Here is a 23,237-nt window from a genome sequence, read left to right as displayed (position 1 = left end):
CACTGATCCAAAAACACTTTCAATTAGGCTCAAGCCTAAAAAACAACAAAATTTTTCTTCGGCCCAAAAACTGCGGTGGTCTGTAGGTTGAAACCTACAGCCAGGCAACAAAAAGGCATTTCATTTTAAATGGAGGTTTAAAAACCTCCATAAAAAAACAGGGATGAAAATTTCTCTCGGCAAAAAAACAATGGACCAAAAACCATCATGTTCAAAGCGGCAGAGGATTTTAATCCTCTCCGCACTATAGATGTAGAATGGAATTGTTGTATGGCTCTGGGTTTTAACCCACTGATCCAAAAACACCAAGAAAAAAAACAACCGCCCAAACCACAACCCAAAAAAAATCCCCTCGAATGAGGGGATGACAATTTTTTCCTTAGCCTAGGGCCTTGGCCCTAGGGTTCCTATGAAATTTATCTGGGATGAAAAACACCCCCTTTCAAATAGCGGCTTTCAATTAGCAATGGGGGGAAAAAACAACAAAATAAAAAGAGGCCCTCTTTAGCGGGCTGATAAAAAAACTTAGCCTGGGGGCTTGTCCCTAGGCGATGAACGGATTTTCCCTCGGCGAAAAAACCGTTGTAATTATTTTTCTTCTAGGGCCTGTTTTTGAATCAAAATTTGTTTTTTCTGATCTTGGAGCTCATCTAGTTCTTCTAAAAAGTCATTTAAAGCTAAATCTTTAAATTTAGCTTGCGTTTCAATTTCTTTTTGAGCAGAGCGCAGGTAAACGGCTCTATCTTTTTGGTATTGTTGCTGCTTTTCTTTTTTCCAATTGGCTACATCTTGAAGTAGTTGAGCGTATTTTTCTTGCATTTTATGAAAATAGGCCAAATCGCTTCTTTCTTTTTCTTGCAATAATTCTTGTAGCCTAGTTTTTAGTGTTTCTCTTTGAGCGGGGGAGAGCATTGCGTTTTTTTCAAGAGCTGTAATTTTTTTGCTGAGGTCCGAGAGGCTGCTTATCTGTTTTAGCTTTGGAAAATCGGCACTAATTTGTTCAAGCAAATGATTTGAGCTTCTATTTTGGGCCTGCGCAGCATCTTCTTGAAGTGCATCATAGCGTTTTTCGAGATTTTCATTGCTTTCTAGCGCTTTATTTTTCCAGTGGGCAAAAAAGCGCTCTTCTTTTCCTTTCTGATTTTGCAGTAGTTGTTGCAAATTTGCTTCTAATCCGGTATAAGCTTGTTGTAGGCGGCTCATTTGGAGATTATAATCTTCTATCAGGCTATTTACATGAGTGGAAGAATGGGAACTTCGTTTTTGTCTGCTAATGAGCTCTAAGAGGTAGCCTACAAAGTAAAAAATTGCAATTAGAGCGTTTGCAGGCAAATAATCTTTAAAAATGGACCAAAAAATAGTGTATTCCCCCTCCATATAATTCGCCATACTCAGGTCCAAGATATCAAAAGCATTTATGGTCCAAACTGTTAGCGTAATCATTTTCAAAAAGACAGCTAAACTATCTAAAGAAAAAAAATGACCTTCTTCTTGTTTAGAAAATAGTTTAGCTACGCCAAAAGTACTCAGCGTCCAGATACTCCAATAAAAGGGAGCATACATATATAGTATGGAGTGAATGTAAAGGGTTTTTACTCCGCCCCAAATAAGTAGAGCGACTGCTCCCAGTCGACCAGCAATTTGCAAGAAGTTATTAAAAGGAGGGGCAATTTGTTTTGATTTTTTCCAATGCGCTCCGAGCATCCATAAAGTTAGGGCGCCGGCAAAATACCAAAAGAAAGAAAGCCAGCCATCTGTGGCCATAAAGAAAGCAATAGCACTAACAAAAAGTAGAATGTAAGCGGCTATATAGATAAAAAAGCCTAGAGCAGCCAAACAGCCTTGATTTTCCTCGATTTGTTTTTCGGCCAAAAAATTATTTTTGAGCGCCATTAGCTCTCTTGCCGCATTGGGCAATACTTCTTTGATTTCTACCTCTTGAGGTTGAAAAGCGGTAAAAATTTGTGTTTTATCAGCTAACTGCAAAGCCTTGCTTCGTTCTAATATTTTTTGCTCTTCAAAAGAGATAATGAGTGTCCAGCCACCAATTGCTTGAAGTAATTGGTAGCAAAAATCTTCCGGACTCGCTCTTTTTTCTGGCTGATCTAGCCCTTCTACAAAAGTTTTGGCGAATAAATTTTGCAGCCCCTGCGGAAGTTCATGGTATTTTTTGTGGGGTGGCGGCAAAAATTGCAACCATTCTTTAGCTTTTGGATGATGCACATATAATTTGGCTTCAATTTTTTCATGCAAACTGACGCGCTTGGCATATTCTCCTTTGGCCGAGGCGGCAAAGGGATGAATTCCTAAAAATAATTTATAGAGGATAACGGCCAGGGCAAAATTATCCCAACTGGCTTCAAAGCGTTTTATTTTTGGCGATTGATAATATTCGGGGGCAGAATATTCGGGAGTAGCTACGGCGGCCTTAAAAAACTGTTCGCCATCTGAAACCTGTAGAGAATCAACATCCACAATAGCGATTTGTCCATTGGGTTGGACCAAAATATTTTCGGCTTTTAGATCGACCAGTACATATTTTTTTTTCGCCTGCAGTTGTCGAAGGGCATTGGCCAAATTAAAGGCAATTTTTAAACGAAGTTTTTGGTTGCCTTCCTGATCAAAAGCCAAGCGTTTCCAGGCCCCATCAATTTTTTTGGGCAATTTGGGCAAGCAAAGTAATTCTAGTTTTTTTCCTTGGGCCAGCGGCATCATGACGCCAATTTGCTCCTCTTTTTCATTTTGCAAAATGGCTTGGGGCCAAATAAAACTGGGCGCAAATCCCTCTGCTCCTTGGCCCAAAGGATCTTTTATCAAGAGCTCCAATTTGGCCAATTTTTCGGCTGTCCTTTTATGCGGATGATAAATTTTTGCTACCCGATCACTATACTTTCCTGGCGATAAAATGCGGAACAAGCTGCCTTCGCCACCCGAGGCAAAAGCTTTAGGGGCCAAAGAGAGAGTTTCTTTGGTCTCGCTCAAAAAAAGAGTGGTTTTTTGCTCGGGGCTGTTCTTTTCTTCCATAATCTTGCAGTTGGGACAAGATAATGAACTTTAGGAAAAAATAATTTTTTGCTGATAAACTGCTTTTGATTTTTTTTGGGGCCTGCGCTGCGGCTTCGCCTTGCGCCGCTACGCTTTGGGGCTCGCAGGTCTGCTCGGCCCTGCGTTTTTTTCGCTGCGCTCAAAAAACTGGGTCTGGCCTACGGCCACCCCGTCGCATCGCTAGGCCGTTTGGCCTTCGGCCATGGCGGCTTTGCCGCTATCTGCAGCCTAAAGGCCGCAGCCATTCTTGTTGGGCTTTGGTCTTTCTCGCCGCAGCGGCTTAAAAGCCCCTGCTTTGTTTGGGGGAAGGATATATTTGGTTTTCAGGTCCTGCGGCTTTTAAGCTGCAGGCCAATTGTTGGTCAGGAGCTAGCTGTGCTGTACCTAAATTGGCTGCTGGTTTCAACCTGCAGCCACGGCTAGCAGGCCCGAAGGGCCGCAGGCCTAGGGATGGACAGCAGTGGCCGTTAGGCCAGACCAAGGCGCTGAAAGCGCCGAAGGGCCGAGCGAACAGCGAGCTGCGAAACAGCCCGGCCGCCGCAGGCGGCAGGCCCCAAAAAAAGAACTAATCTCTCCAAAGAAAGGGGAAGAGCAGCAAGACAATACTGCCCAAAATGAGATCAATGGCCAAAAGGATGAAAATGTCTTTATAATACATCGTGTCGGTCATTAGGCCCAGGGCAATTTTGCTGAGGCGCAAGAGGGTCATCAGGATCGGAATGACGATCGGAAAGCTGAGAATGGCCATCAGGGTGGCGGCCTGCTGGGCCTTGGCGGCAATGGCAGCCACAAAACTAAAGGCAATAGAAAAGCCAAGGCTGCCTAAAAACATCAGGAGAAAAAAGAGGCCCTGAAAACGGATGGGATTGTCCATAATGAGCGAAAAACTGCCATAGGACAAAAGACAAACTACAAAAAGTAGGAGCGTATTGTAGAAAATTTTGGAGAGAATGAGGGCCGCGGGCTGTAACAAAGAATAATAATAAAGCTGTCGCTCTTGGTTCTCTTGCACAAAGCTTTTGGCCACGGCATTGACCGAGGCAAAAAGCACGATAATCCAGTAGAGGGCTGCCCAAACCACCCCAGAGGTTTTTTCGCCGACAATGCTATAGACCACAAAAGTGGTAGATAAAACATAGAGCAAAATGCCGCCAATAGCTTGTCGCTTTCTCCATTCGATGCGGGCATCTTTCTTAATCAGGGCCCAAGTTTGTTGCAAGATATTCATGGGGGCGAAATTAGTAAAAAGGGAGCGCAAGCCGCCAAAAAATCAGCAAAATTCTTCCTCATTTAGGCCTTTGACAAAGGCGTAGCGGCAGTGGTCCTCCCATTTTCCATTGATGCAAATAAATTGCTTGGCGGTGCCTTCTAGATCAAAGCCCAGTTTTTCGATTAGGCGTCTGGAGCCCTTATTTTGGGGCATAATATGGGCCTCTATGCGCTGCAAATCAAAGCGCTGCATGATATGGGGATTGCTCAGTTTTAGGGCCTCTGTGGCCACGCCCAAATTATTAAACTGCTGATCTACCTTATAGCCCAAAAAACAAGAGCGCATGGCCCCATAAATAAAGTGGCTATAAGAAATATCGCCAATGATGCGATGTTTTTGGCTGTCGCTGCGATGAAAGATATAATAGCGAATAAAACGCCGCTGCTGATACAGCCATTTTTCTTCATTCAGACGCTTCTGAATCTCTTCGATTTGACAAAAAGCTTGAGGCCAGCGCGGCATATAGCGCTGAAAAAAGTAACGATTTCGAACCAAATACTCCTGTACCTGCTCGGCATATTCACTGCTCAGTTGGGTGAGGCCCAAACGCTGGCTTTCAAGCTCAAAAAGCATATAATGACTTATTTAAATTGCATGGTATATTCGGCTACCGCCTTGATGGCCGCCTCAGAAAGTACCCCCTCATAGGCTTGCATGGCGCCTTTTCCTTTTTTGATCTGCATAATGCGCTCTTCTAGCGTCATGGTTGATTCGGGAAGAATTTTAGCGCCATTTAGGGCCATGCGGCCATTGGCCCCATGACAAACTACACAGTTTTTCTTATATACCATCGCTCCATTAACGGCTTTGGGTTTGGCGGGCGTTTTTGTGCTGCTGCTACTACTGCTGCTGCTACTGCTGCCGTTATTGCTGTTGTTGTTGGGGCCCCCACAGGCCACAAAAATAGTGGCGAGGAACAAACTGCTGATAATTAGTCTTTTGCTCATAATCTACATTTTTGATAGCTGGAAAATATGTTTTTTCGCTCTAAAGCTGAACCCTTAATAAGACTTTTTGCCTTATATTGTATGTGCAAGATAGCACAAAAAGCAACCCCGATTTCTTTTTTAGAACCAATACAAACTAGAAGTATGGAATTTATCCCCTTAATCGCCTTAGGCGCTATTTTATATGTGCTCTTCTCCTCCTTCAAAATGGTCCGAGAACGTTCCGCCCATATTGTAGAGCGTTTGGGGAGTTATAATCGCATTTTGCATCCTGGGCTCAACTTTGTGGTCCCTTTCTTAGATAAGGTCAGTAAGCAGATTAACCTCAAGATCCAGCAGATGGAGGTGCAAATTGAGACCAAAACCAAGGATAATGTATTTGTCAAGCTACAGGCTTCGGTGCACGTCCAAGTCATGGATACCAAAGTAAAGGAGGCCTATTATGAACTAGATAATCCCTATAACCAAATTTCTTCCTATATCTTTGATGTGGTCCGGGCCGAGGTGCCCAAAATGGAGCTAGATGATGTTTTTGCCCGCAAAGATGATATCGCCACGGCAGTTCGTATGGAACTAGCCGAACATATGGAGAAATACGGCTACCGCATTGTCAAAACCCTAATTACAGATATTGACCCCGACCAATTGGTCAAGGATTCCATGAACCGCATCAATGCCGCCCGCCGAAATAAAGAAGCCATTGCGGAAGATGCCGAAGGGCGCAAAATTTCTAAGATTAAAGATGCCGAAGCTGAAAAAGAATCTAAACGTCTGCAAGGGGAAGGGGTGGCCGAACAACGTCTGGCCATTATTAAAGGTTTTGCCGATTCGGTAGAAGACTTTAGCAATACCCTTAGCGATGTCTCTCCCTCCGAAATTATGCAGTTTGTGCTGCTCACCCAGCATTATGACACGGTTAAGGAAATTGGAGAGAAAAATGCCTCTATTTTAGTGCCTTATAGCCCAGGTACGCTCTCTGGCCTCCAACAACAAATTATGGAGGGTACCCAATTGAGCGATAACCTCAATAAGCTGAAAATCTCTTCTCTAGAAGAAGAGGCCATCAAGAAAGCAGAGAAAAAACACTAGCCTAATACTAGGAAATGAAAAAGCGGATCAGGGAGTTAACTCCTTGATCCGCTTTTCTTCTTTAGCCCTTCCAAAATGGAGGACGCTGCAGCTTGGCCGCAAAGCGCTTGCCTCTAATCTCTACCAAAACTTCAGTATCTTTTTTGGCCCAATTCGACTGAATATAAGCTAAGGCAATAGATTTTCCTAAACTAGGAGAGGGGCCACCAGAGGTGATCCGTCCAATCTCTTCTCCCTCTACAGAATACACCAAATAGCCTTGTCTGGCCGGACGTTTCCCCTCCATAACCAATCCATAAAGCTTTTCGGTAGGCTTGTTTTCCTTAACCGCAGCAATTTTTTCCTTGCCCACAAAATCGCCTTTTTGCAATTTGGTGATCCAACCTAAACCCGCTGCAATAGGAGAGGTGGTATCATCAATGTCATTGCCATAAAGGCAATAGCCCATCTCCAAACGGAGGCTGTCGCGAGCACCTAAACCCACGGGCTGAATATCATAAGCAGCTCCAGCTTCAAAAATAGCGGTCCAAAGAGCTTCCGCATCTTCATTGCGAATGTAAATCTCAAATCCACCAGCTCCCGTATAACCCGTTGCCGAAACCAATACGTTTTCCAAGCCAGCAAATTTTCCTTTCTGAAAGCTATAGTATTTCATCTCGCCCAAAGCAATTTCGGTCAATGACTGTAAGGCCTCGGCCGCTTTTGGACCTTGCACGGCCAATAAAGTCGTTTTATCCGAAATATCAATGAGCTCACAGTCAAAGCGATTCTGAGATTGCAACCAATCCCAATCCTTTTTCATATTCGAGGCATTGACCACCAACATAAAGGCTTGCTCTCCTGCCGCGCATTGGTCCTCGCCCAAACGATAAACCAAAAAGTCGTCAATAATTCCCCCTTCTTCATTGGGCAGACAGCTATATTGCACATCGCCCATCTCCAAACGACTGGCATCATTAGAGCTTACCCACTGCACCAAATCCAGCGCTTCTTTTCCACGCACAATAAATTCGCCCATATGCGAAACGTCAAAAACACCAACAGAGGAACGTACGGCCAAATGCTCGGCTTTGATTCCGGCATAAGAAACGGGCATATCATAACCCGCAAAAGGAACCATCTTGGCCCCAAGTTCTTCATGGATATGGTGTAAGGCTGTTTTTTTCATGATCTATAGTTTTGTTGTGCAGCCCTAAAGCTGCCTGCGGTATAGGTTGTTTGTTCTTGCGGCACGAAACTACAAGTTTTTATGTTTTTGTCGAGCTTCTCTTCCCCTTTAATTTTTCTTTTCTGCTGTTTTGGGGCCCGCGGCCGGCTAGGCTTCGCCTAGGTCGGCCGCCGCTATGCTGCGGGGCTCACAGGTCTGTTCGGCCCTTCGCTGGCTTCGCCAGCTCGGTCTGGCCTGCGGCCACCCCTCCGCAGCGCTGGGCCAAATAAAACGCCCGCTTTTTGCAACTAGCTGTTAGTCTATCAATTATATATAATAACTATCATTTTTTGATGAGTTGCTTTTGACTTTTATCCTGATATTCAGTCTTTTATGTTTTTGCACGCTTTTCGGAAGCCTCCAACTCATGCAATTATATTTAGACTCATACGGAGCCTTTTTAGGCGTAGAAAATGGCATGTTTTGGTTCAAACCCAAGCATTCAGAAGGCCGTGCAATCGCTTGTCAGCGAATCAATTGTATCTTTTTAACCAAAGGGGTGCGCATCAGTAGCGATGCCATTCTTCTGGCCCTCTCTCATAATATTCCTATGGTCTTTACCGATCAAATGGGCCGCTCGCAGGGCTATCTCTGGTCGGGCCAATATGGCTCTATCTCTACGGTCAGAAAAAAACAAGCCCGCTTTGCCGACCATCCGCTGGGTATGGATTGGGTGCGAGACCAATTGCTCCAAAGGGCCAAAAATCAACTCACGACCCTAGAGCTTTTGCAAGAGCAACCCTATGCCCGCAAAGATAAACAAGGCCAAAGCGATTTTGTCAAGGACCAAAAATCCCTGAGCAAACTGATCCAAAGATGGGAGAAACTCCCCATTTCTCCCCGAGCCAATTTGAAAGAATTAGCCGCCTCTTTCAGAGGCTGGGAGGGCGGCGCTAGCCGAACTTATTTTCAGGCCTTTGCCAGAGTCTTGCCCGAAAAATGGGGCTTTGCTGGCCGTATGCGCCGCCCCGCCTACGATCCCTTTAATGCCCTACTCAATTATTTATATGGAATGCTCTATCCCTTGGTCGAACTCAGCCTCATCAAAGCAGGCCTAGATCCCTATATGGGCGTCTTGCATACCGACCGATATAATCGGCCTACCCTGGTCTTTGATTGTATCGAAATTTATCGGCATTGGGCCGAATGGACCGCCCTGCAATTGGTCTTCGAAAAAGGCTTAGATCCCCAACAGCATTTTGAAGAACGCTCTATCCGAGAGGGCATCCGCCTAGCCCCCTCTGGCAAGAAAAAGGTGATTGCCGCCATGTTGGGCCATCTGGAGGAACGCACTATTTATCAGGGCCAAAAAAGAAAAAGAAAAACCCAGATAGACTTAGGCCTCCAAAGCTTAGCTAGCTATCTGAAAACCCTCGATTTTTAACCAAACTACATACAAATGTCAACATTTAAACTAGACTGGTGGAAGCTGCTGAGCTATTTTTTGGGCCTAAGTACTTTGGGCGGAACGCCTCTGCTCCTCTGGGAGGTTGGCGAATGGATGGAGGAACCCCAGACTTCTGCCGCTCCATTGGCCCTCAATCAAGGCCCCGAAAAAAAAACCTACCCCCTAATCGATTCTATAGAGGCCGATGAATGGGAGGAGGAGCTGCGCTCTTCCGATTTGGAAAAAGAACGACCCGTCGCTCCGCCTGCTGATCAACCCAAAACAGCCCCAGCTACACCCAAATATGTGCAGTCCAATCGCCCCGAACCCGATAGAACAAAACGCCTAGGCTGTATTTGTATGGATGAAGAACAACAGGACCTCAAAGGAAGGGGCGCCTGTAGCGGCCATGGCGGGGTGCGCTATTGGGTCTATGCCCAAGCCAATTCCGATGTCCTTTTGCGCTATCCTACCGAAAGGCACGAACTGCACCCTCAGGCCCTCTCCACCGATGAGCTAAGCCAGTTGGCCGCTCATCAGGAAGATTTGAGGCAGCCCAAGGCTTCTCCCGAAAAAATTAGTCCTAAAGATGCACAGGATTATTGGCAAAAGAAGAGAAAGCAGCAAGAAGGACAGGCCGCCGCCGCAACTCCAAGATTAGAAAGGTTGCAGATAGAACCGCAGCAACAACAACAGCAGCGGATGGACCAAGAACGCTGGAATTTTTATCAATTGGTCATCATTTTTATGGTTTGCGTGACCATTGCTTTTGTTACCTACACCATGTTTAGAGCCCGATGAAGAAGAGTCACTACATTATGTCCTACGATATTTCTTCTAATCGGCTGCGGCTGGCCGTTTGCAAATTGTTGCAGCGCCAAGGGGCCGAGCGCCTACAAAAGTCGGTCTTTTTTGCCCCCAATATGCTGCTAGAGGAAATCCGTGAACTAAGGGCCGACCTCCAACAACTGATGTTGCACCACCCCGAGGCCCTGCCTCAAGATAGCCTCATTTGTTTTCCTATCCGCAAGCAAAGCATAGAGGAAATGGTCTGGGCCGGAGAATCAGAAGACCTCCGCCGTTTATTAGATGAACTACTATTTATTTTATTGTGATTTTTGGGGCCCGCGGCCGGCTAGCCTTCGGCTAGCTCGGCCGCCGCTATGCTGCGGGGCTCACAGGTCTGTTCGGCCCTGCAGCCGCCTGCGGCGGCTTTGGTCTGGCCTTCGGCCACCCCTCCGCAGCGCTGGGCCGCTCCACCTTCATTTCTTCTTGGGGCGCTCTTCTTTGGCCGCTAGTTGCTCCCTTAAAATGGCATTCGTCGCTTCGCTCCTCATCCCTGATGACGACCCCGCCCAGCCGCCCCTCCTCGGGATTCCCTAAGGAATCCCTTCGGGGGACCTTTGGCGGGGCGTTTTATGGACCAAAAGCTAAAGATCAAAAAAGTCAGTAGAATAGATAAGCATTTCTTTCCACTAGAGCCAAGGCCGCACCGCCTTGGCTCTTTTTTACTTAGTAAATAGAAGCAAATTAGCTTAGAAAAAGCCTAATTGAATCTGGGGAAGAGCAGGGGCATGCCCCTTAAAGGAAACTAAAAACTATTGTCGGTCCAATAAAAAAGCTGTACCTTAAAATGACCAACCATTTTTTCAGTTACTTAAATAGATTTATGCGAAGCATTAGATTATTCATGACTGTTTTGGCCCTTTTATGCTTTGGGCAAACGGCAGTAAAAGCGCAAATTGTTAAAGGAACCTATAAATTGCGCATTGCGGCTATGAGTCAGGCCATAGATAGTAGTGTATTTGCGCCCTTAGCCAAATATGGAGTGCTTAGTTTTGAGCCAACAGATAAAGGCCTAACTCGGGTATACCTAGGCAAGTACATGGGCAAGGCCACAGCGGCCAAGGTGCTGGCCTTGGTCAAAAAATCTGGGTTTAAGCAAGCCTATATTGTGCAAGAAGACGTCTTATTTGAGTCGGTAGATGGAGATGCACTCACGCATAGCTTGCAGTTTTCGGCAGATCGCTTACTAGATCTGTCAAAATTGCAAGCGAAGGCGGCTTGGAACGAAGCCTTGGCCAAGCAATTGCACATCAGCTATGCGAATGGGCATTATCGCTTATCCTTTGGTCTATTAAACCCTAGTTTTCAGGCCGTAGAGGTAGAGAAATTTCGGAATGCCTTATTGAGTTTGGGCTATAAAGAGAGTTTTCTGCGTCGCTTTTCTAATAAAAAGACCGCCAACAAATAATTAGATGACTCGTCTTTTAGATTATTGGGAAGAAGAGGAAGAGCGCAGCAACTTGATGAGTTTCTTGTTGTTGGACCTGCTCTTTTTCTTTTTGATGGAAGCTAGTCGCCAGCTATATAGTTCTTGGGGCCTAGCTCATCCTGAGCTAGTCTATTTATACTTGCTGGCCTTTTTGCTCTGGAACAGTTGGCGGGGCTTATCGGTCTTTGTTAAGCGGCCCAAATTTGATGCTTATTGGATCTGGACGGGCCCGCAACTGCTGGGGCATTTTATTTTGTTGCTAGCGGCCCTATTTTGGTATTGGGCTTGGCCAGCTTTGGACCGGGCCATTTTGTGGGCCACAGCTAGTTTGTTATTTTCGGCTTTATTTCTGCCCCTAAGCAATTTGATTCGGCAACCGAGGCCTGCCCTTTTGATGTCTCCTTTATGGCTCTATTTTTTGGCCCATTGCTTTGGGTTAATTGGCCTGAGTTATACCCTTTTGGGTTGGGCAAAAGGAGGCGTATTTATTGATTTGGGGTTTATCTTATCTGCGGCAGCGGGGGCATTATTTTTTGGATTATATTACTTTAATAAAAAAGATTTTGGGTATCTGCTCTATTATTTGGGGCCTTTATGGGCCTTGACATATTATTGTTATTTGAGCGAAGAAAAAGCGATTGTCAATTATTTGGATTTGATTCCCTTGAAGGAGCTCATCCACTAAGCGCAAAATTGTAATTTTGGGCAGGGAAGGGGCCAATGGCCTAGCGATGCGAAAGGGGGCGGCGAAGCCGCAGACCAAGGCCGTCAGGCCGCAGGGCCGAGCAGACCTGCGAGCCCTGCAGCGTAGCGCCGCAAGGCGAAGCCGAAGCGGAGGCCCCAAAAAAAATAAAAAATAAAAAAGAGATGAAGCAATTAACAGTATTGATGGGCCTGCTATTTTTAGTGGGCAGTCTTTGGGCGCAGGGGGTAAATACCGACCCTTTTGAGCCGACAGATCGGGATAAATTATATAAGGAAATTGAGGATGTATTGACTCAATTTAAGCGAGATGACTGTGAGCAGACGCTCAAGCGCTTTAAGAAAGCGATCAAAGAGCGGCGGGTAACCGAGCAGCACTATGAGGGTTTTTTGAAGCTAACTAACCAAATGGTGGGCTTAAAAATGAAGCGATACAACTACATTCGGCCCTTATTAGAGACCATTGTGTCCTTTGCGGAAGATGATGGTTTGACCCAAAAATACTTTGATCGTTGGATTGAGATTTCCTTGAAAGTATTGGAGGGAAAAGAGATTCGGGACAACTACCTATTTGAGAACTACCTTAAGTGGTCCTTAGGGTTTTGGATTGAAAACAACCTCTATAAAGTGAGTCGAGGCAGCCATACTTGGAAGGCCGACAGCCGGAACTTTGTGATTAAGTTTGAGAACAATGAGTTGGGGATACAGTATAAAAACACCACCTTATATTGTTTTAATAAGGATGACTCTTTGACCATTGAGGAGGCTTCTGGAGTTTATTATCCTTTGCGAAAAGATGCGGTATGGGAAGGCGAGTCAGGAGTTGTTCATTGGCGGCAGGAGGGGGCTGAAGATGCCCGTTGTGAGATTTCGGACTATGATATTTTGGCCAAGCAAACCTCTTATAAAGTAGATAGTTCTACCTTAATTTACCCCTCGGTATTTAAGGAGCCGATGGTGGGGATTTTTGAGGATCGGATTTCGAGACGCTCCGAAGTATATACCTATAAGGATGAAGAAACGGGCAAGAAAAAGGAGGGGATTCGGCAGCCGGCCAATCTATCTTACCCTCGTTTTTACTCTAGTTCTAAGCGGGTAGCCATTGATGACATTGGAGAGGGAGTAGATTATCGGGGAGGATTTAAGCTAGAGGGGAACTACGTGCGGGGGTATGGCGATAAGAACAACCGTTCGGTTATTGAGATTACGAATAGCAAAGGCGACTTAGTGGTCCGGGCCTTTGCCGAGACTTTTGATATTGCCAAGGGGCAGAAAGTAGAGTCTTATTCTGCGGAGGTGAGTATTTACTTTGAGACCGAAAACGGGATTGACTCTATTTATCATCCGAACATTTCGATGCGTTATGACATTAAGAAAAAGTACCTCAGTTTGGAGCGAGGAAAAGACAAGACCTCTAAGGTACCTTTTTACAACTCCTTGCAAGATGGAGAAATGCGGACCAACTCGATTCGTTGGCAGATTGATAGTGATGAAATGGAATTGGGCGATAACAAAGAGAACATGGAAGTTACCTCTGATGAGTACTTTGATGATGATGTTATGCACAAATACCAATTGATTGGGACCATCAACCCCATTATTAAATTTGCCCTGATTTCGGAGGCCCTAGGCAGCAGTTTGGAGCAGCGCGCCAATGGCGAATGCCCAGATGACGAATTGGCCAATTGGGATATGGAATTGAGCCTACAGGTAGATGACAGCAAGCGATTACCCCCAGAGTTTTTGTTAGGGATGTTGGATAAGCGGATGGAAAAACTGCATATTATGGACTGCAAAACCATCCAGAAAGCGAAAATGAACCCCAAATTTAAGATCATTAGAAATTATGACGATTGGAACCAGTTTGAGAAGGGCTTTCCCTCTGTCTTTTCTCAGGGAATGATCGATGCCTATTACTACTGGGACTTTATCAATGATGTGCGTTCGCCTTCTCATAATCGAGACAATGGCTCTACCTTGATTCAGGAAATGATTGCCGATGGTTTTATTACCTATGATCCCGAAGAGGATTTGATCGTTTTGCGTAAAAAGCTATTTCACTATAAGGAATCGGCCCGTAGAAGTGACTTTAATGTACACAACTACGACCAAATTAAAATCAAATCGGTCCCTTCAAAGGCCAAGAAACGTTCTTCTAATGCCACCTTTAATTTGAAAGATCAGAGCATGGAGACCATGGGCGTTATTGCCTTCACCCTTTCTGATAGTCAGCAGGTCTATGTATCTCCCTTGGAGCAAAAAGTAGAGATGTTGGCCAATAAAGATATGCTCTTTAATGGGGTGATGGAAGCAGGCTTGCTCAAGTTTACAGGGCAAAACTTCCGCTTCTTCTATGAAAGTTATGAAGTGGCCATGGACAGTATTGACTTCATTGACTTTTATGTATATGAGCGGGAGAAATACTCTTCTGGTCCTTATGCTGGTTTTAATAGCGATGCTAGAGCAACTACCGACGAGGGACAACCCTCTAAGAAAACCCTACTCATCAATAATCAGTTGCGAAATACCAAGGGCGTATTATCTATTGATGCCCCTAGTAATAAGTCGGGTAAGCAGGAGAGCCCGCCCGATATGCCTTCTGTCTTTGTGAGCGATACGGCCTATGTTTATTTTGAACGGGAAAGCCGCCTGAATGAGATTTATGGCGAGCAGGTTTATCCGCAAGAAGATTTCTATTATCAGGTTTATCCAAACTTTGAAATACACACCTTAAAAGATTATGACTCGGATAATTTGCGCTTGCGGGGCTGTTTGACTCCCGCCGATATCTTTCCGAAGATTTATGAGCCACTAAAGATTATGTATCTGGACCTTTCTCTGGGCTTTGAGTCGGAAACCCCCGGAGAGGAAGGTTACCCCATTTACCTAAGAGAAGATCCTGGAAAAGGAAAAGGCCAATTTAAAGGCGCCTTTGGGATCAGTAACCAAGGGTTTTTGGCCAATGGTACCCTTGATTATTTGGGGGCCACCATCTCCTCGGAGTATATCGAGCTCTTGCCCGAGCGCTTTGTAGCCGATAGCGTAAAAGACTTTGCCCTAGAGGAAGAAGTAATTGATGGCGTAGAGTTTCCTAAAGTAGATGGACAATCTGTATTTATTGATTGGGCCCCCTATAGCGACTCTATGTATATTGAGTCGGATATGGAAGAAGGGGTCCCTTTTCAGTTCTTCGAAAGCGGAGAATATGTCCTAGATGGCTCGCTAAACTTAACCCCCAACGGCTTGTTGGGTAGAGGAATCTTTGAATGGGATGAAGCGACCCTGAAATCAAACCCTGGCGGAGACTTTCAATTTGGGCGAAATAGCGTGACTTCCCCCTCTACGGCCGTCTCCATTAAACAACAAGGAGAGGTGGCCTTTGCCTTTGATAACAACAATGTAGAGGCAGTAGTCGATTTTGATAAACGAACAGGTGACTTTATTGCTCGAGAAAAGGACCTCAGTACCGACCTGCCCTATAACTCTTATAAAACCTCTTTGGACCGCTTCCACTGGGATATGGATAAACGCAATATTCATATTGATGCCACCGAGGGGAAAGCCGGCTTTTTCTTGGCCACCGAAGAAAGCCAAGACTCACTTTACTTTATGGGAGTGTCTGCAGATTATGACCTCAATACGGGGCTCTTACAGGTAGATGGCGTAGAGTATATCCGAGTAGCGGATGCCTTTATTTACCCCATCAATGAGCATATCGAAATTGAAGGACATGCCCATATGCGTACCCTCGATAGCTCTAGAATTGTGGCCGATACCTTTAACCAAAATCACCAAATTCTAGATGCTACCATTAACATTATTAGTAAGCGAGAGTATACGGCAGATGGCTTTTTGGAATTTAATGTAGACAATTTTAAGGACCAAAAAATTAAGTTTGATAATATCCGTGTAAAACAAAATGAGGCCCAGTTTATTACCTTTGGTAGTGGCGCCTTAGATTGTGCCCGAAAACCAAGCCTTTGATAAGCTGTGGAAAAAAGTGGCCAATGATAACCGCCTCGTCTTGCCCAAAGATTTAAAACATACGCTTTTCTTCTCTCAGATGATTATGAAGTGGAGCCCCAAAACGCAGTCTTTTGTCTCTAATGGCCGATTGCAGCTGGCTTCTATGATGGGCACCCATATTGGCCAAATTGTTAAAGGAGCGGTAGAAGTACAAATGGATCCCGCTAGAGGAGATGTACTGAATATTTATTTTGTTTCTCCCAACGGAGAGTGGTATTATTTCCAATACACCAATGGCGTGCTCACTACGGCCTCTTCTAAGCCAGAGTACAACAATGCGGTGGCTGGTCTGAAACGAAAGTTTGCCAAGGTGAAAATCAATGGCAAAACTTATTCGGTTGAGGCTGGAAACTCTGGAATGTATTCTCAGTTCCGTCTACGTGCCAATTCGGCATTCTAATGTATAGGGGGCTTTGGCCCCCTTTTTTTTGGCCCAAACACAGCCTCAAATGCTTCAACTTATATTTGCCTATTTTATTAGCCTTTTGGCCATTTCTGTCTTTAGTAACTTACTGGCGCTACTGATTAAGATCGTCTTTAGCTTTATGCTTTTGCTCTTGGCTATCCCTTTTGTCAAGGCCGGAGACCGTAAGTTGTTTAGCGAAAACACGCTGCTGATCCAAGGCATAGAGTTTTTGGCGGCCTTGGCACAGGGCGCAATTATGTTGCCTATCGCTATCTGGATTTTTGATTATTGGGAGGTCGATTTAACCAGAAGTTTCCCTTTTGTTTTGGCTATTTATCTGGCTTGGTATAGCTGGCAGCAGTATGCGCAAGCCCGCAAAAAAATTAGGGCCTTAATTGCCGCCAAACAACCCCCAAAAAAGGGCCAAAGCTATGAGGAGTTGCTCAGAGGAAAACTCAATAGTAGCCTCACAAGCCTTTTTGGCCAGCTAACAGGGCTTTTCCTTTATTATATTAATTATTATTAGGGGCTGCCCGCTCGCTTCGCTCGGGTCGGGCTATGCGGCAGCTCGCTGCTCGCTCGGCCCTGCGTCGCCTTCGGCTCCTTGGTCTAGCCCTGCGGGCCACTGCCTACTATCCCTCAGCCTGCGGCCCTTCGGGCCTGTAGGACGAATAAGAGCGGTATTCCTCGCTGCAGTCCTTATCCCCGCCCAGAAGATGCCCTAAGGAATCCCGCAGGCTCTTCTGCGCAAAGCGAAACTTGCCCCCAGGGCAAGTTTCGCTTTTTTCTTTTGGCCCAGCGCTGCGCAGGGGTGGCCGAAGGCCAGACCAAAGCCGCCGCAGGCGGCTGCAGGGCCGAACAGACCTGTGAGCCCCGCAGCATAGCGGCGGCCAGCTATGCTGGCCGCGGGCCCCAAAACAAACAACAATAACAAATAGTATTTATTCTTCGATCAGCAGATCAATAACTAGCAAAATAAAAAAAGCTATTGAGCAGTACTCAATAGCTTTCTTTTTAAAAGGCCTTAATTCTTTAAGACATCAGGATATTTTTTGGCTTCTGCCGTTGGGCTCAACCAAGGCGGAATCGTATGGCCTTTGTCACCCTTGTAAGAAACTTCACCACCTTCATCAATGGAAAACTCCCAGCGATGCACCTTCTGACATTGATTGACACAGTTACCAAACTTCACGCTATAGACCAAGTCCCAGCCTTCTTTAGTTCGCTCAATGCTAATGTCATTGCCATCTCCATAGGGAAGCGTCTCTTCAATAGAACCAATCCCTTCTTCCGTATAGAATTTCATGGCCAAAGCCGCCATATTGATAAACTCGCGAGACTGCAAAACAAGGCCTGCACGCTCTTCATCCAGATAAACCATATTGGTCATGACTAGATTATACTTGCGAATAATGTTATTGATACTAGGGCTAGCCGTAGTATCGGCACGTCGCTTAAGTGGCTCTAGCCAGTCGGCATCATGCTCGGCAAGCAAAATGATATTCTCCACATTGGGCTGCGGAAAAGTACGCACATAATATTTAGAGGTAATGTCCTGAACGGCCCCATAATCACTTAGACGAACCGCCACCAGTGCATTATAAATAGCTTGGACCAATTCTTCGGGGACAATAATTGTTTGCTTAGACATCCGCTGCTCGCGGTCAATCAAACGAAGAGCTAGGCGAGTCGCATCGCGGCGATATACCATTTTGAGGTAATCGGGTAGGCGGTTATCGTTCACGAAAAACTCAGGAAGGTTTTCCATGATTTCCAAACGGCCACTATTTCTACCTTTTCTGCGTCTTCTTTGGGCATCTGCGCTATCGACAATCATGACGAGCAGCAGAGCGATCAGCGCAAAAAGCTTTAACTCTTTAGGGAGGCGAAGATTTCTCATAGAATAGATTGGTGTTTTACTTTGCAATTGAATTTTTTTGGCGACCCGCAAACTGCATAAGTTTTGTTTCGAAATAGTCGCTAGCACTCAGTGGATGAGTTAGGGCCAAAAGCATTGCCTGAAACTAGTTCTTTTAATAGTAAAGATAAAAAAAAATCTAGAGATCAACAATTTTAGTTAAGGACCTAAGCGACTTATCTGGCTTTTATCTGCTGCATCAATGCTTTAGCTTGTTCAATATAGTAACCTTCTTTAGCAGTACGTAGCAAATGCTCCAATTCTTTTTCGGCTGCGGTCCACTCTTCTGTTTTTACCAAAGTCAGTGCCAAGTACCAACTTGCAATCTGCTGTTTTTCTAAAGAAATAGATTGTTCTCGACTAAGTTCCCGAAAAATGGCTTTTGCCTCATTTTCTTTTTGGGTTTCTAGTAGGGCTACGCCTTGCATCAATTGGCAGTCTGTCTTTGGGCATTGGGCCAAAAGAGGAATCGCCTGAGCGTATTTTTTTTCCTTATAAAGCGTCTGGGCCTTCAATATGAGCTGGCTGTCTAAGCCCCCTTCACCCCCTCTAGATAGTAGGTTTAAGGGCTTGTAGGCCTCATAAAAATGAGCATAGTTGGCTGGGCTGCTCGTCTGTTGCTGAAAGAGATAGGCCCCTAAGGCAATAAAGAGCGAAACGCTAGCCGCTACCGCCAAATGTTTTAGCTGGAAAAATTGGGGGTGCTGCTGCTCTTTATCCCAACGTTCCATATCAGCGCTGAGCTTGTCAATCTGAAAGCCCTGATAAAGGCGAAGATAAGCCTTGGCTTCTTTTTTATAGGCGTGATCTTCTTTCATGCGCTTTTCAATGGCCTTGCGTTCGCTAGAAGAAAGACGGTTGTACTGATAGTCTTCTAGTTGTTGGATGTCGTTTTCTGAAAGCATCTTAGGTTAAGCTTTTAAATGAACTTGTTTGTAAATGAAAGCCTCTCGATTTTGGCAATAAGGGCTTTTTGTTTTCTAATTGTTGGGCTGGCCAACAACAAGTTCATCAAGCTATTTTAAAGACAGTCTGGGTTGATCCCCAATACATACTTTTTAACAACTTCAATCTCTGCTGCGGCCTCGGCCCCTAAGAATCCGTGGATGTCTTGATCCTTAATGTACTTTTTGTACTGATTTGTGAACTCTTTAGCCAAAGGAATATAAGACCAATGCCATTTTTCTTCCTGATAACCGTAAGGACGGCCCGCAGAATAGACCTGACAAAAACCAAATTCGGCAGCATGAGCCACTAACCAAGCGTACTCTTTAGCCCCCTGCCCCTTGAGCCAATAGGCTGGGTTTATGTTGTTTATGTCAATATCAGTCCCCCAATGATGCCTAGATGTACTCGGCATAGAGTTCCACTCCAAAATTTGTTCGGCCTTGGCTTTCTGAGGCGCATCCTGAGGAACAAATTTTCCGTTCACTCTTTGCTCTCCTCGCCATTTTCGCTCCCAAATGGCTTTTTGTACATTAAATGGACGGGTAGCCGACATGATTTTTAGCGCAATCCCATCTTCCTTGGCCCGAGCTTGCATCTCCTTGAATTTGGCCATGGCCTCCTTCCGAATAAAGATTTTTCGCTCTGGATAGACCAAATACTGACGCTCGATCCGCTCAAAACGTTGGTCTGTGGCCGGATTAAACTGGCCCATCAGGTATTCCTTGCTAATGATTTCCATAATCTTGGCGCGTTCTGCTGCACTAGCCTTGGGCGATATCCGCAGCCCACTGCTGTCCAATTGCTCCAAAAGGCTAAGGCTGTCTTGTTCTTCTTTTTCTGCACTGCTGTCTATGGCAGGCTGAATCAATTCCTGAGGCTGCTGCTCCTCTTCTGGGCCAACCGTAGGGGTACAGGCTACCAATAAACCTATGCCCCCCAGTCCGCTAACTATTCTCTTTTTCAATCTCTTTTATTTAACGATGTTTGACCAGTTTTGGCTCACTGCCGACCAGTTAATAATATTGAAAAAAGAGTTAATGTAGGCTTTTCGTTGATTCTGATAGTTAAGGTAGTAGGCGTGTTCCCAAACATCTAGGCCCAAAATAGGCTGACCCGCCTGCTCTACAATTTTAGCCATCAAGGGGTTGTCTTGATTAGGCGTGCTGCAAATATAGAGCTCTTTTTTTGCATTTACAGCCAACCAAGCCCAACCCGAACCAAATCGACTAGCGGCTGCGGCCTTAAATTCTTTGGCAAAGTTCTCAAAAGAGCCAAAAGCCTGAGCCAACGCTTGCCCAAATTCCCCCTCTGGCGTTCCTCCGCCCTCTGGGCTCATATTGGTCCAAAATAAGCTGTGGTTGTAGTGCCCACCGCCATTGTTGCGCAAAGCCGTATGCTCCTCTTTATCTTCCAAACGACCCAAAAGGTCCTCCAAATTATTGGCCTCTTTCTGCAAGGGATTATCCGCCAAAGCCGCATTCAATTTCTTTACATAACCCGCATGATGCTTGCCATGATGGATGTTCATGGTCTCCGTATCAATATGGGGCAAAAGGGCATCGGCTGCATAGGGCAAAGCGGGCAATACAAATTCTGATAAACCGCCTGTGGCCTCTTCTTTTTGGGGCTCCCCCTCTTTTTTTGGCCCTTCTTCCTGACAAGATTGCAAGAATAAAGGACTCAAACTAGCCCCCAATGCCAAGGTGGCCGAACGTTTCAAAAATGTTCTTTTATTCATCATTAGATAGAGATGTTTTGGTTATATGTATAATGTCTTTGGTCTAGCTATGTTTATTTCTAGGCCTTAATTTTCTGCTCTCATTATACAGGATATATCCGAAAAATTAAAGTCTTTAAGTTTTCTTTTTTTTGGGGCTGCCCCTTCCGCCGGGTTGAAACCCAGCGCAAAGCGGCATCGCTTTGCGAGCTTATACAAAATGAGGGTTAAAACCCTCATGAATTATTGGGCGGGTCGGGCTGTCTCGCAGCTCGCAGGTCTGCTCGGCCCTTCGCCAGCTTCGCTGTCTCGGTCTGGCCTGCGGCCACTGCTGCCCATCCCTCAGCCTGCGGCGGCTTCGCCGCCTGCTGGACCTAAAAAGCAAGTAAAAAGCTAGCTCGAGCAAGTAAAAAGTTAGGTCGAGCAAGCAAAAAGCTAGCTCGAGCAAGTAAAAAGGGAGGTCGAGCAAGTAAAAAGTTAGGTCGAGCAAGCAAAAAGCTAGGTCGAGCAAGTAGAAAGCTAGGTCGAGCAAGTAGAAAGCTAGGTCGAGCAAGTAAAAAGCTAGGTCGAGCAAGTAAAAAGTTAGGTCGAGCAAGTAGAAAGCTAGGTCGAGCAAGTAGAAAGCTAGGTCGAGCTAACAAAAAGCTAGCTCATTGCTATCAAATAATAAGTTCGTTAAATCCCTTAATTAACTTGTCCTTAACAATTGGTGCTAAAAAAAGGAGGGTTTAGGATGTTGTCTGCCTGTATAAAATTTGGGCGTTTAGCTGGCTAGGATTTGGCCAATAGTCGCTTAGGGACAAGCCCCTAGGCAGTAAAAAGGCGAAACACAAAATTTTAAACAGCGCATAAAAAAAGGATCAAAACTTCAGTTTTGATCCTTTTGGGTCCATGGGCTTTGCCATGGGCCTATAGCTAACTGCCTTTAGAAGGAGCTGGTCACAGCAAGGACTTTAGTTCGCAGCTCGACGACCAAAGGGAGTAACCGATGCGGCAGTAGAGGAGCGAAGCGACTGGCCTAGCGATGCGGCGGGGTGGCCGTCAGGCCAGACCAAGCAGGCGAAGCCTGCGCAGGGCCGAGCAGACCTGCGAGCCCCAAAGCGTAGCGCCCGCAGCTTGCTGCGGGAGGCCCCAAACCTCCTTTAAAAACAACTACTTATTGGCTAGCTGGCCGCAGGCGGCATCAATATCTTTTCCTCTAGAACGGCGGACAGTGCAGGGCACCCCTCTGCGGTTGAGGTATTCTGAAAAGCGGTCAATTTTTTCGGCAGCGGCTTTGGTTAGGGTGACGCCCTCTACGGGATTGTACTCAATAATATTGACCTTCACCTTGGGCAATTGTTGGCAGAGAGCCAGTAATTTTTGGGCATCCTCTATGCTATCATTAAAATCCTTGAAAGCGATGTACTCAAAGGTCAGTTTGCTGTCTTTGGTCTGCTCATAGAAATATTGCAGGGCCTCGATGAGCGTTTCTAGATTATTTTGCTCATTAATAGGCATAATCTCATTTCGCTTACTATCATCGGCGGCATGCAGGGAGAGGGCCAGATTGGATCGGATGCCATCATCGGCTAGGCGCTTAATCATTTTGGCAATGCCCGCCGTGCTAATCGTGAGGCGGCGAGGGGCCATATCCAAGGCCCAGGGAGCTGTCAGCAACTCCACACTTTTGAGCACGGGCCGATAGGCGAGTAGGGGTTCGCCCATGCCCATATAGACCACATTGGTAATAGGGTGGCCGTAAGTTTCTTCGCATTGGCGGTTGACCAAAAGGACCTGATCATAAATTTCGGGGGCATCTAGATTGCGCAGGCGTTTCATTTTGCCCGTAGCGCAGAAACTACAGCTCAGGCTACAACCCACCTGAGAAGAAATGCAGACCGTAAAGCGGTTTTGGCTAGGGACGGGAATCAGCACCGATTCGATGAGGTGGCCATCATGTAGGCGAAAGCGATTTTTGATGGTGCCATCATTAGAGCGCTGCTCCATATCGAGCGTAATGGGGCGGATACAGAAATCCTCCTCTAATTGTTCGCGCAATTTTTTAGAGAGGTTCGTCATTTCGGCAAAGCTGTGAGCGCCTTTTTTCCACAGCCATTCAAAAACTTGTTTAGCTCTAAATTTGGGAGCGCCTTTCGCCTTAAAATAGGCGAGTAGGTCCTCCATTTCTAATAGTCGAATATCTTGTTGTAAGCCCATTGTAGTTAAATTTGAGGCCCAAAGGTACGGATTATTCTTGGGGCAGACTAGCTTTTTACTGATTAACTCTAGAGGAGAAATAAGAAGGCCATAGTTTTCAT

At 45.6% G+C, this 23,237-nt stretch carries 20 protein-coding genes; 10 read left to right on the top strand and 10 right to left on the bottom strand.

Annotation, left to right across the window (positions count from 1 at the left end; genetic code table 11):
* Nucleotides 1-207: 207 nt before the first annotated feature.
* Nucleotides 208-360 (top strand): hypothetical protein, encoded by a 153-nt coding sequence (locus tag SGRA_RS23705; protein WP_014373273.1) that lies wholly within the window; start codon nt 208-210, stop codon nt 358-360.
* Nucleotides 361-588: 228 nt separating this feature from the next.
* Here SGRA_RS23705 and SGRA_RS01210 read toward each other — a convergent pair whose 3' ends face one another.
* The 4 genes from SGRA_RS01210 to SGRA_RS01185 form a co-directional block, all read right to left on the bottom strand.
* Entirely contained in the window at nt 589-3,024 is a 2,436-nt protein-coding gene (locus SGRA_RS01210; RefSeq protein WP_014373272.1) for a protein kinase domain-containing protein, read from the bottom strand.
* Nucleotides 3,025-3,610: 586 nt separating this feature from the next.
* Nucleotides 3,611-4,273 (bottom strand): heme exporter protein CcmB, encoded by a 663-nt coding sequence (locus SGRA_RS01195; RefSeq protein WP_014373269.1) that lies wholly within the window; start codon nt 4,271-4,273, stop codon nt 3,611-3,613.
* A gap of 42 nt (nt 4,274-4,315) precedes the next feature.
* The gene (locus SGRA_RS01190) at nt 4,316-4,888 is read right to left on the bottom strand and encodes a GNAT family N-acetyltransferase (RefSeq protein ID WP_014373268.1); all 573 of its coding nucleotides are present in this window, start codon (nt 4,886-4,888) and stop codon (nt 4,316-4,318) included.
* Between the two features lie 8 nt (nt 4,889-4,896).
* Nucleotides 4,897-5,262, bottom strand: coding sequence for a c-type cytochrome (locus tag SGRA_RS01185; RefSeq protein ID WP_014373267.1), 366 nt, complete (start codon nt 5,260-5,262; stop codon nt 4,897-4,899).
* 144 nt (nt 5,263-5,406) lie between these two features.
* On the opposite strand from SGRA_RS01185, the gene SGRA_RS01180 reads away from it, so the two are divergent.
* Nucleotides 5,407-6,351: an SPFH domain-containing protein gene (locus SGRA_RS01180; protein WP_014373266.1), complete on the top strand. Its 945-nt coding sequence runs from the start codon at nt 5,407-5,409 to the stop codon at nt 6,349-6,351.
* Between the two features lie 61 nt (nt 6,352-6,412).
* Here the strand turns inward: SGRA_RS01180 and gcvT are convergent, their stop codons facing one another.
* Entirely contained in the window at nt 6,413-7,519 is a 1,107-nt protein-coding gene (gene gcvT / locus SGRA_RS01175; RefSeq protein WP_014373265.1) for a glycine cleavage system aminomethyltransferase GcvT, read from the bottom strand.
* Between the two features lie 406 nt (nt 7,520-7,925).
* Between gcvT and cas1 the strand changes: the two genes are divergently transcribed.
* From cas1 to SGRA_RS01135, 8 genes are all read left to right on the top strand, one after another.
* On the top strand, nt 7,926-8,942 hold the full coding sequence (cas1, locus tag SGRA_RS01170) for a CRISPR-associated endonuclease Cas1 (RefSeq protein WP_041329428.1): 1,017 nt from the start codon (nt 7,926-7,928) through the stop codon (nt 8,940-8,942).
* 15 nt (nt 8,943-8,957) lie between these two features.
* Nucleotides 8,958-9,746, top strand: coding sequence for a hypothetical protein (locus SGRA_RS01165; protein WP_014373263.1), 789 nt, complete (start codon nt 8,958-8,960; stop codon nt 9,744-9,746).
* Nucleotides 9,743-10,060 carry a CRISPR-associated endonuclease Cas2 gene (cas2, locus tag SGRA_RS01160; RefSeq protein WP_245538611.1) on the top strand — a complete coding sequence of 106 codons (318 nt, stop codon included), beginning with the start codon at nt 9,743-9,745 and terminating at the stop codon, nt 10,058-10,060. Before SGRA_RS01165 ends, cas2 begins: the two co-directional genes overlap by 4 nt.
* Before the next feature lie 554 nt (nt 10,061-10,614).
* The gene (locus SGRA_RS01155) at nt 10,615-11,199 is read left to right on the top strand and encodes a hypothetical protein (protein ID WP_041329799.1); all 585 of its coding nucleotides are present in this window, start codon (nt 10,615-10,617) and stop codon (nt 11,197-11,199) included.
* Between the two features lie 4 nt (nt 11,200-11,203).
* Entirely contained in the window at nt 11,204-11,905 is a 702-nt protein-coding gene (locus SGRA_RS01150) for a hypothetical protein (protein WP_014373260.1), read from the top strand.
* Between the two features lie 182 nt (nt 11,906-12,087).
* Nucleotides 12,088-15,906, top strand: coding sequence for a hypothetical protein (locus SGRA_RS01145; RefSeq protein WP_014373258.1), 3,819 nt, complete (start codon nt 12,088-12,090; stop codon nt 15,904-15,906).
* On the top strand, nt 15,884-16,348 hold the full coding sequence (locus tag SGRA_RS01140; protein WP_014373257.1) for a hypothetical protein: 465 nt from the start codon (nt 15,884-15,886) through the stop codon (nt 16,346-16,348). The genes SGRA_RS01145 and SGRA_RS01140 overlap by 23 nt, the downstream gene beginning before the upstream one ends.
* Nucleotides 16,349-16,397: 49 nt before the next feature.
* A complete protein-coding gene (locus SGRA_RS01135) occupies nt 16,398-16,880 on the top strand; it encodes a hypothetical protein (protein ID WP_071823228.1) in 483 nt (160 codons plus the stop codon).
* A gap of 498 nt (nt 16,881-17,378) precedes the next feature.
* On the opposite strand, the gene SGRA_RS01130 is transcribed toward SGRA_RS01135, so the two are convergent.
* The 5 genes from SGRA_RS01130 to rlmN all read right to left on the bottom strand — a co-directional run bounded on the left by SGRA_RS01130 (nt 17,379) and on the right by rlmN (nt 23,136).
* Nucleotides 17,379-18,254: a hypothetical protein gene (locus SGRA_RS01130; protein WP_050981187.1), complete on the bottom strand. Its 876-nt coding sequence runs from the start codon at nt 18,252-18,254 to the stop codon at nt 17,379-17,381.
* A gap of 194 nt (nt 18,255-18,448) precedes the next feature.
* Nucleotides 18,449-19,177 (bottom strand): hypothetical protein, encoded by a 729-nt coding sequence (locus SGRA_RS01125; protein WP_014373253.1) that lies wholly within the window; start codon nt 19,175-19,177, stop codon nt 18,449-18,451.
* 116 nt (nt 19,178-19,293) lie between these two features.
* Nucleotides 19,294-20,184: a M15 family metallopeptidase gene (locus SGRA_RS01120; protein ID WP_014373252.1), complete on the bottom strand. Its 891-nt coding sequence runs from the start codon at nt 20,182-20,184 to the stop codon at nt 19,294-19,296.
* 6 nt (nt 20,185-20,190) lie between these two features.
* Entirely contained in the window at nt 20,191-20,961 is a 771-nt protein-coding gene (locus SGRA_RS01115) for a superoxide dismutase (RefSeq protein WP_014373251.1), read from the bottom strand.
* 1,128 nt (nt 20,962-22,089) lie between these two features.
* Nucleotides 22,090-23,136, bottom strand: coding sequence for a dual-specificity RNA methyltransferase RlmN (rlmN, locus tag SGRA_RS01105; protein WP_014373248.1), 1,047 nt, complete (start codon nt 23,134-23,136; stop codon nt 22,090-22,092).
* Between the last annotated feature and the right edge of the window lie 101 nt (nt 23,137-23,237).

This window comes from Saprospira grandis str. Lewin (genome assembly GCF_000250635.1).
GTDB classification, from domain to species: domain Bacteria; phylum Bacteroidota; class Bacteroidia; order Chitinophagales; family Saprospiraceae; genus Saprospira; species Saprospira grandis.
The sequence above is the reverse complement of the archived record's forward strand: the minus strand, read 5'-3'. Positions and strand labels throughout refer to the sequence as shown.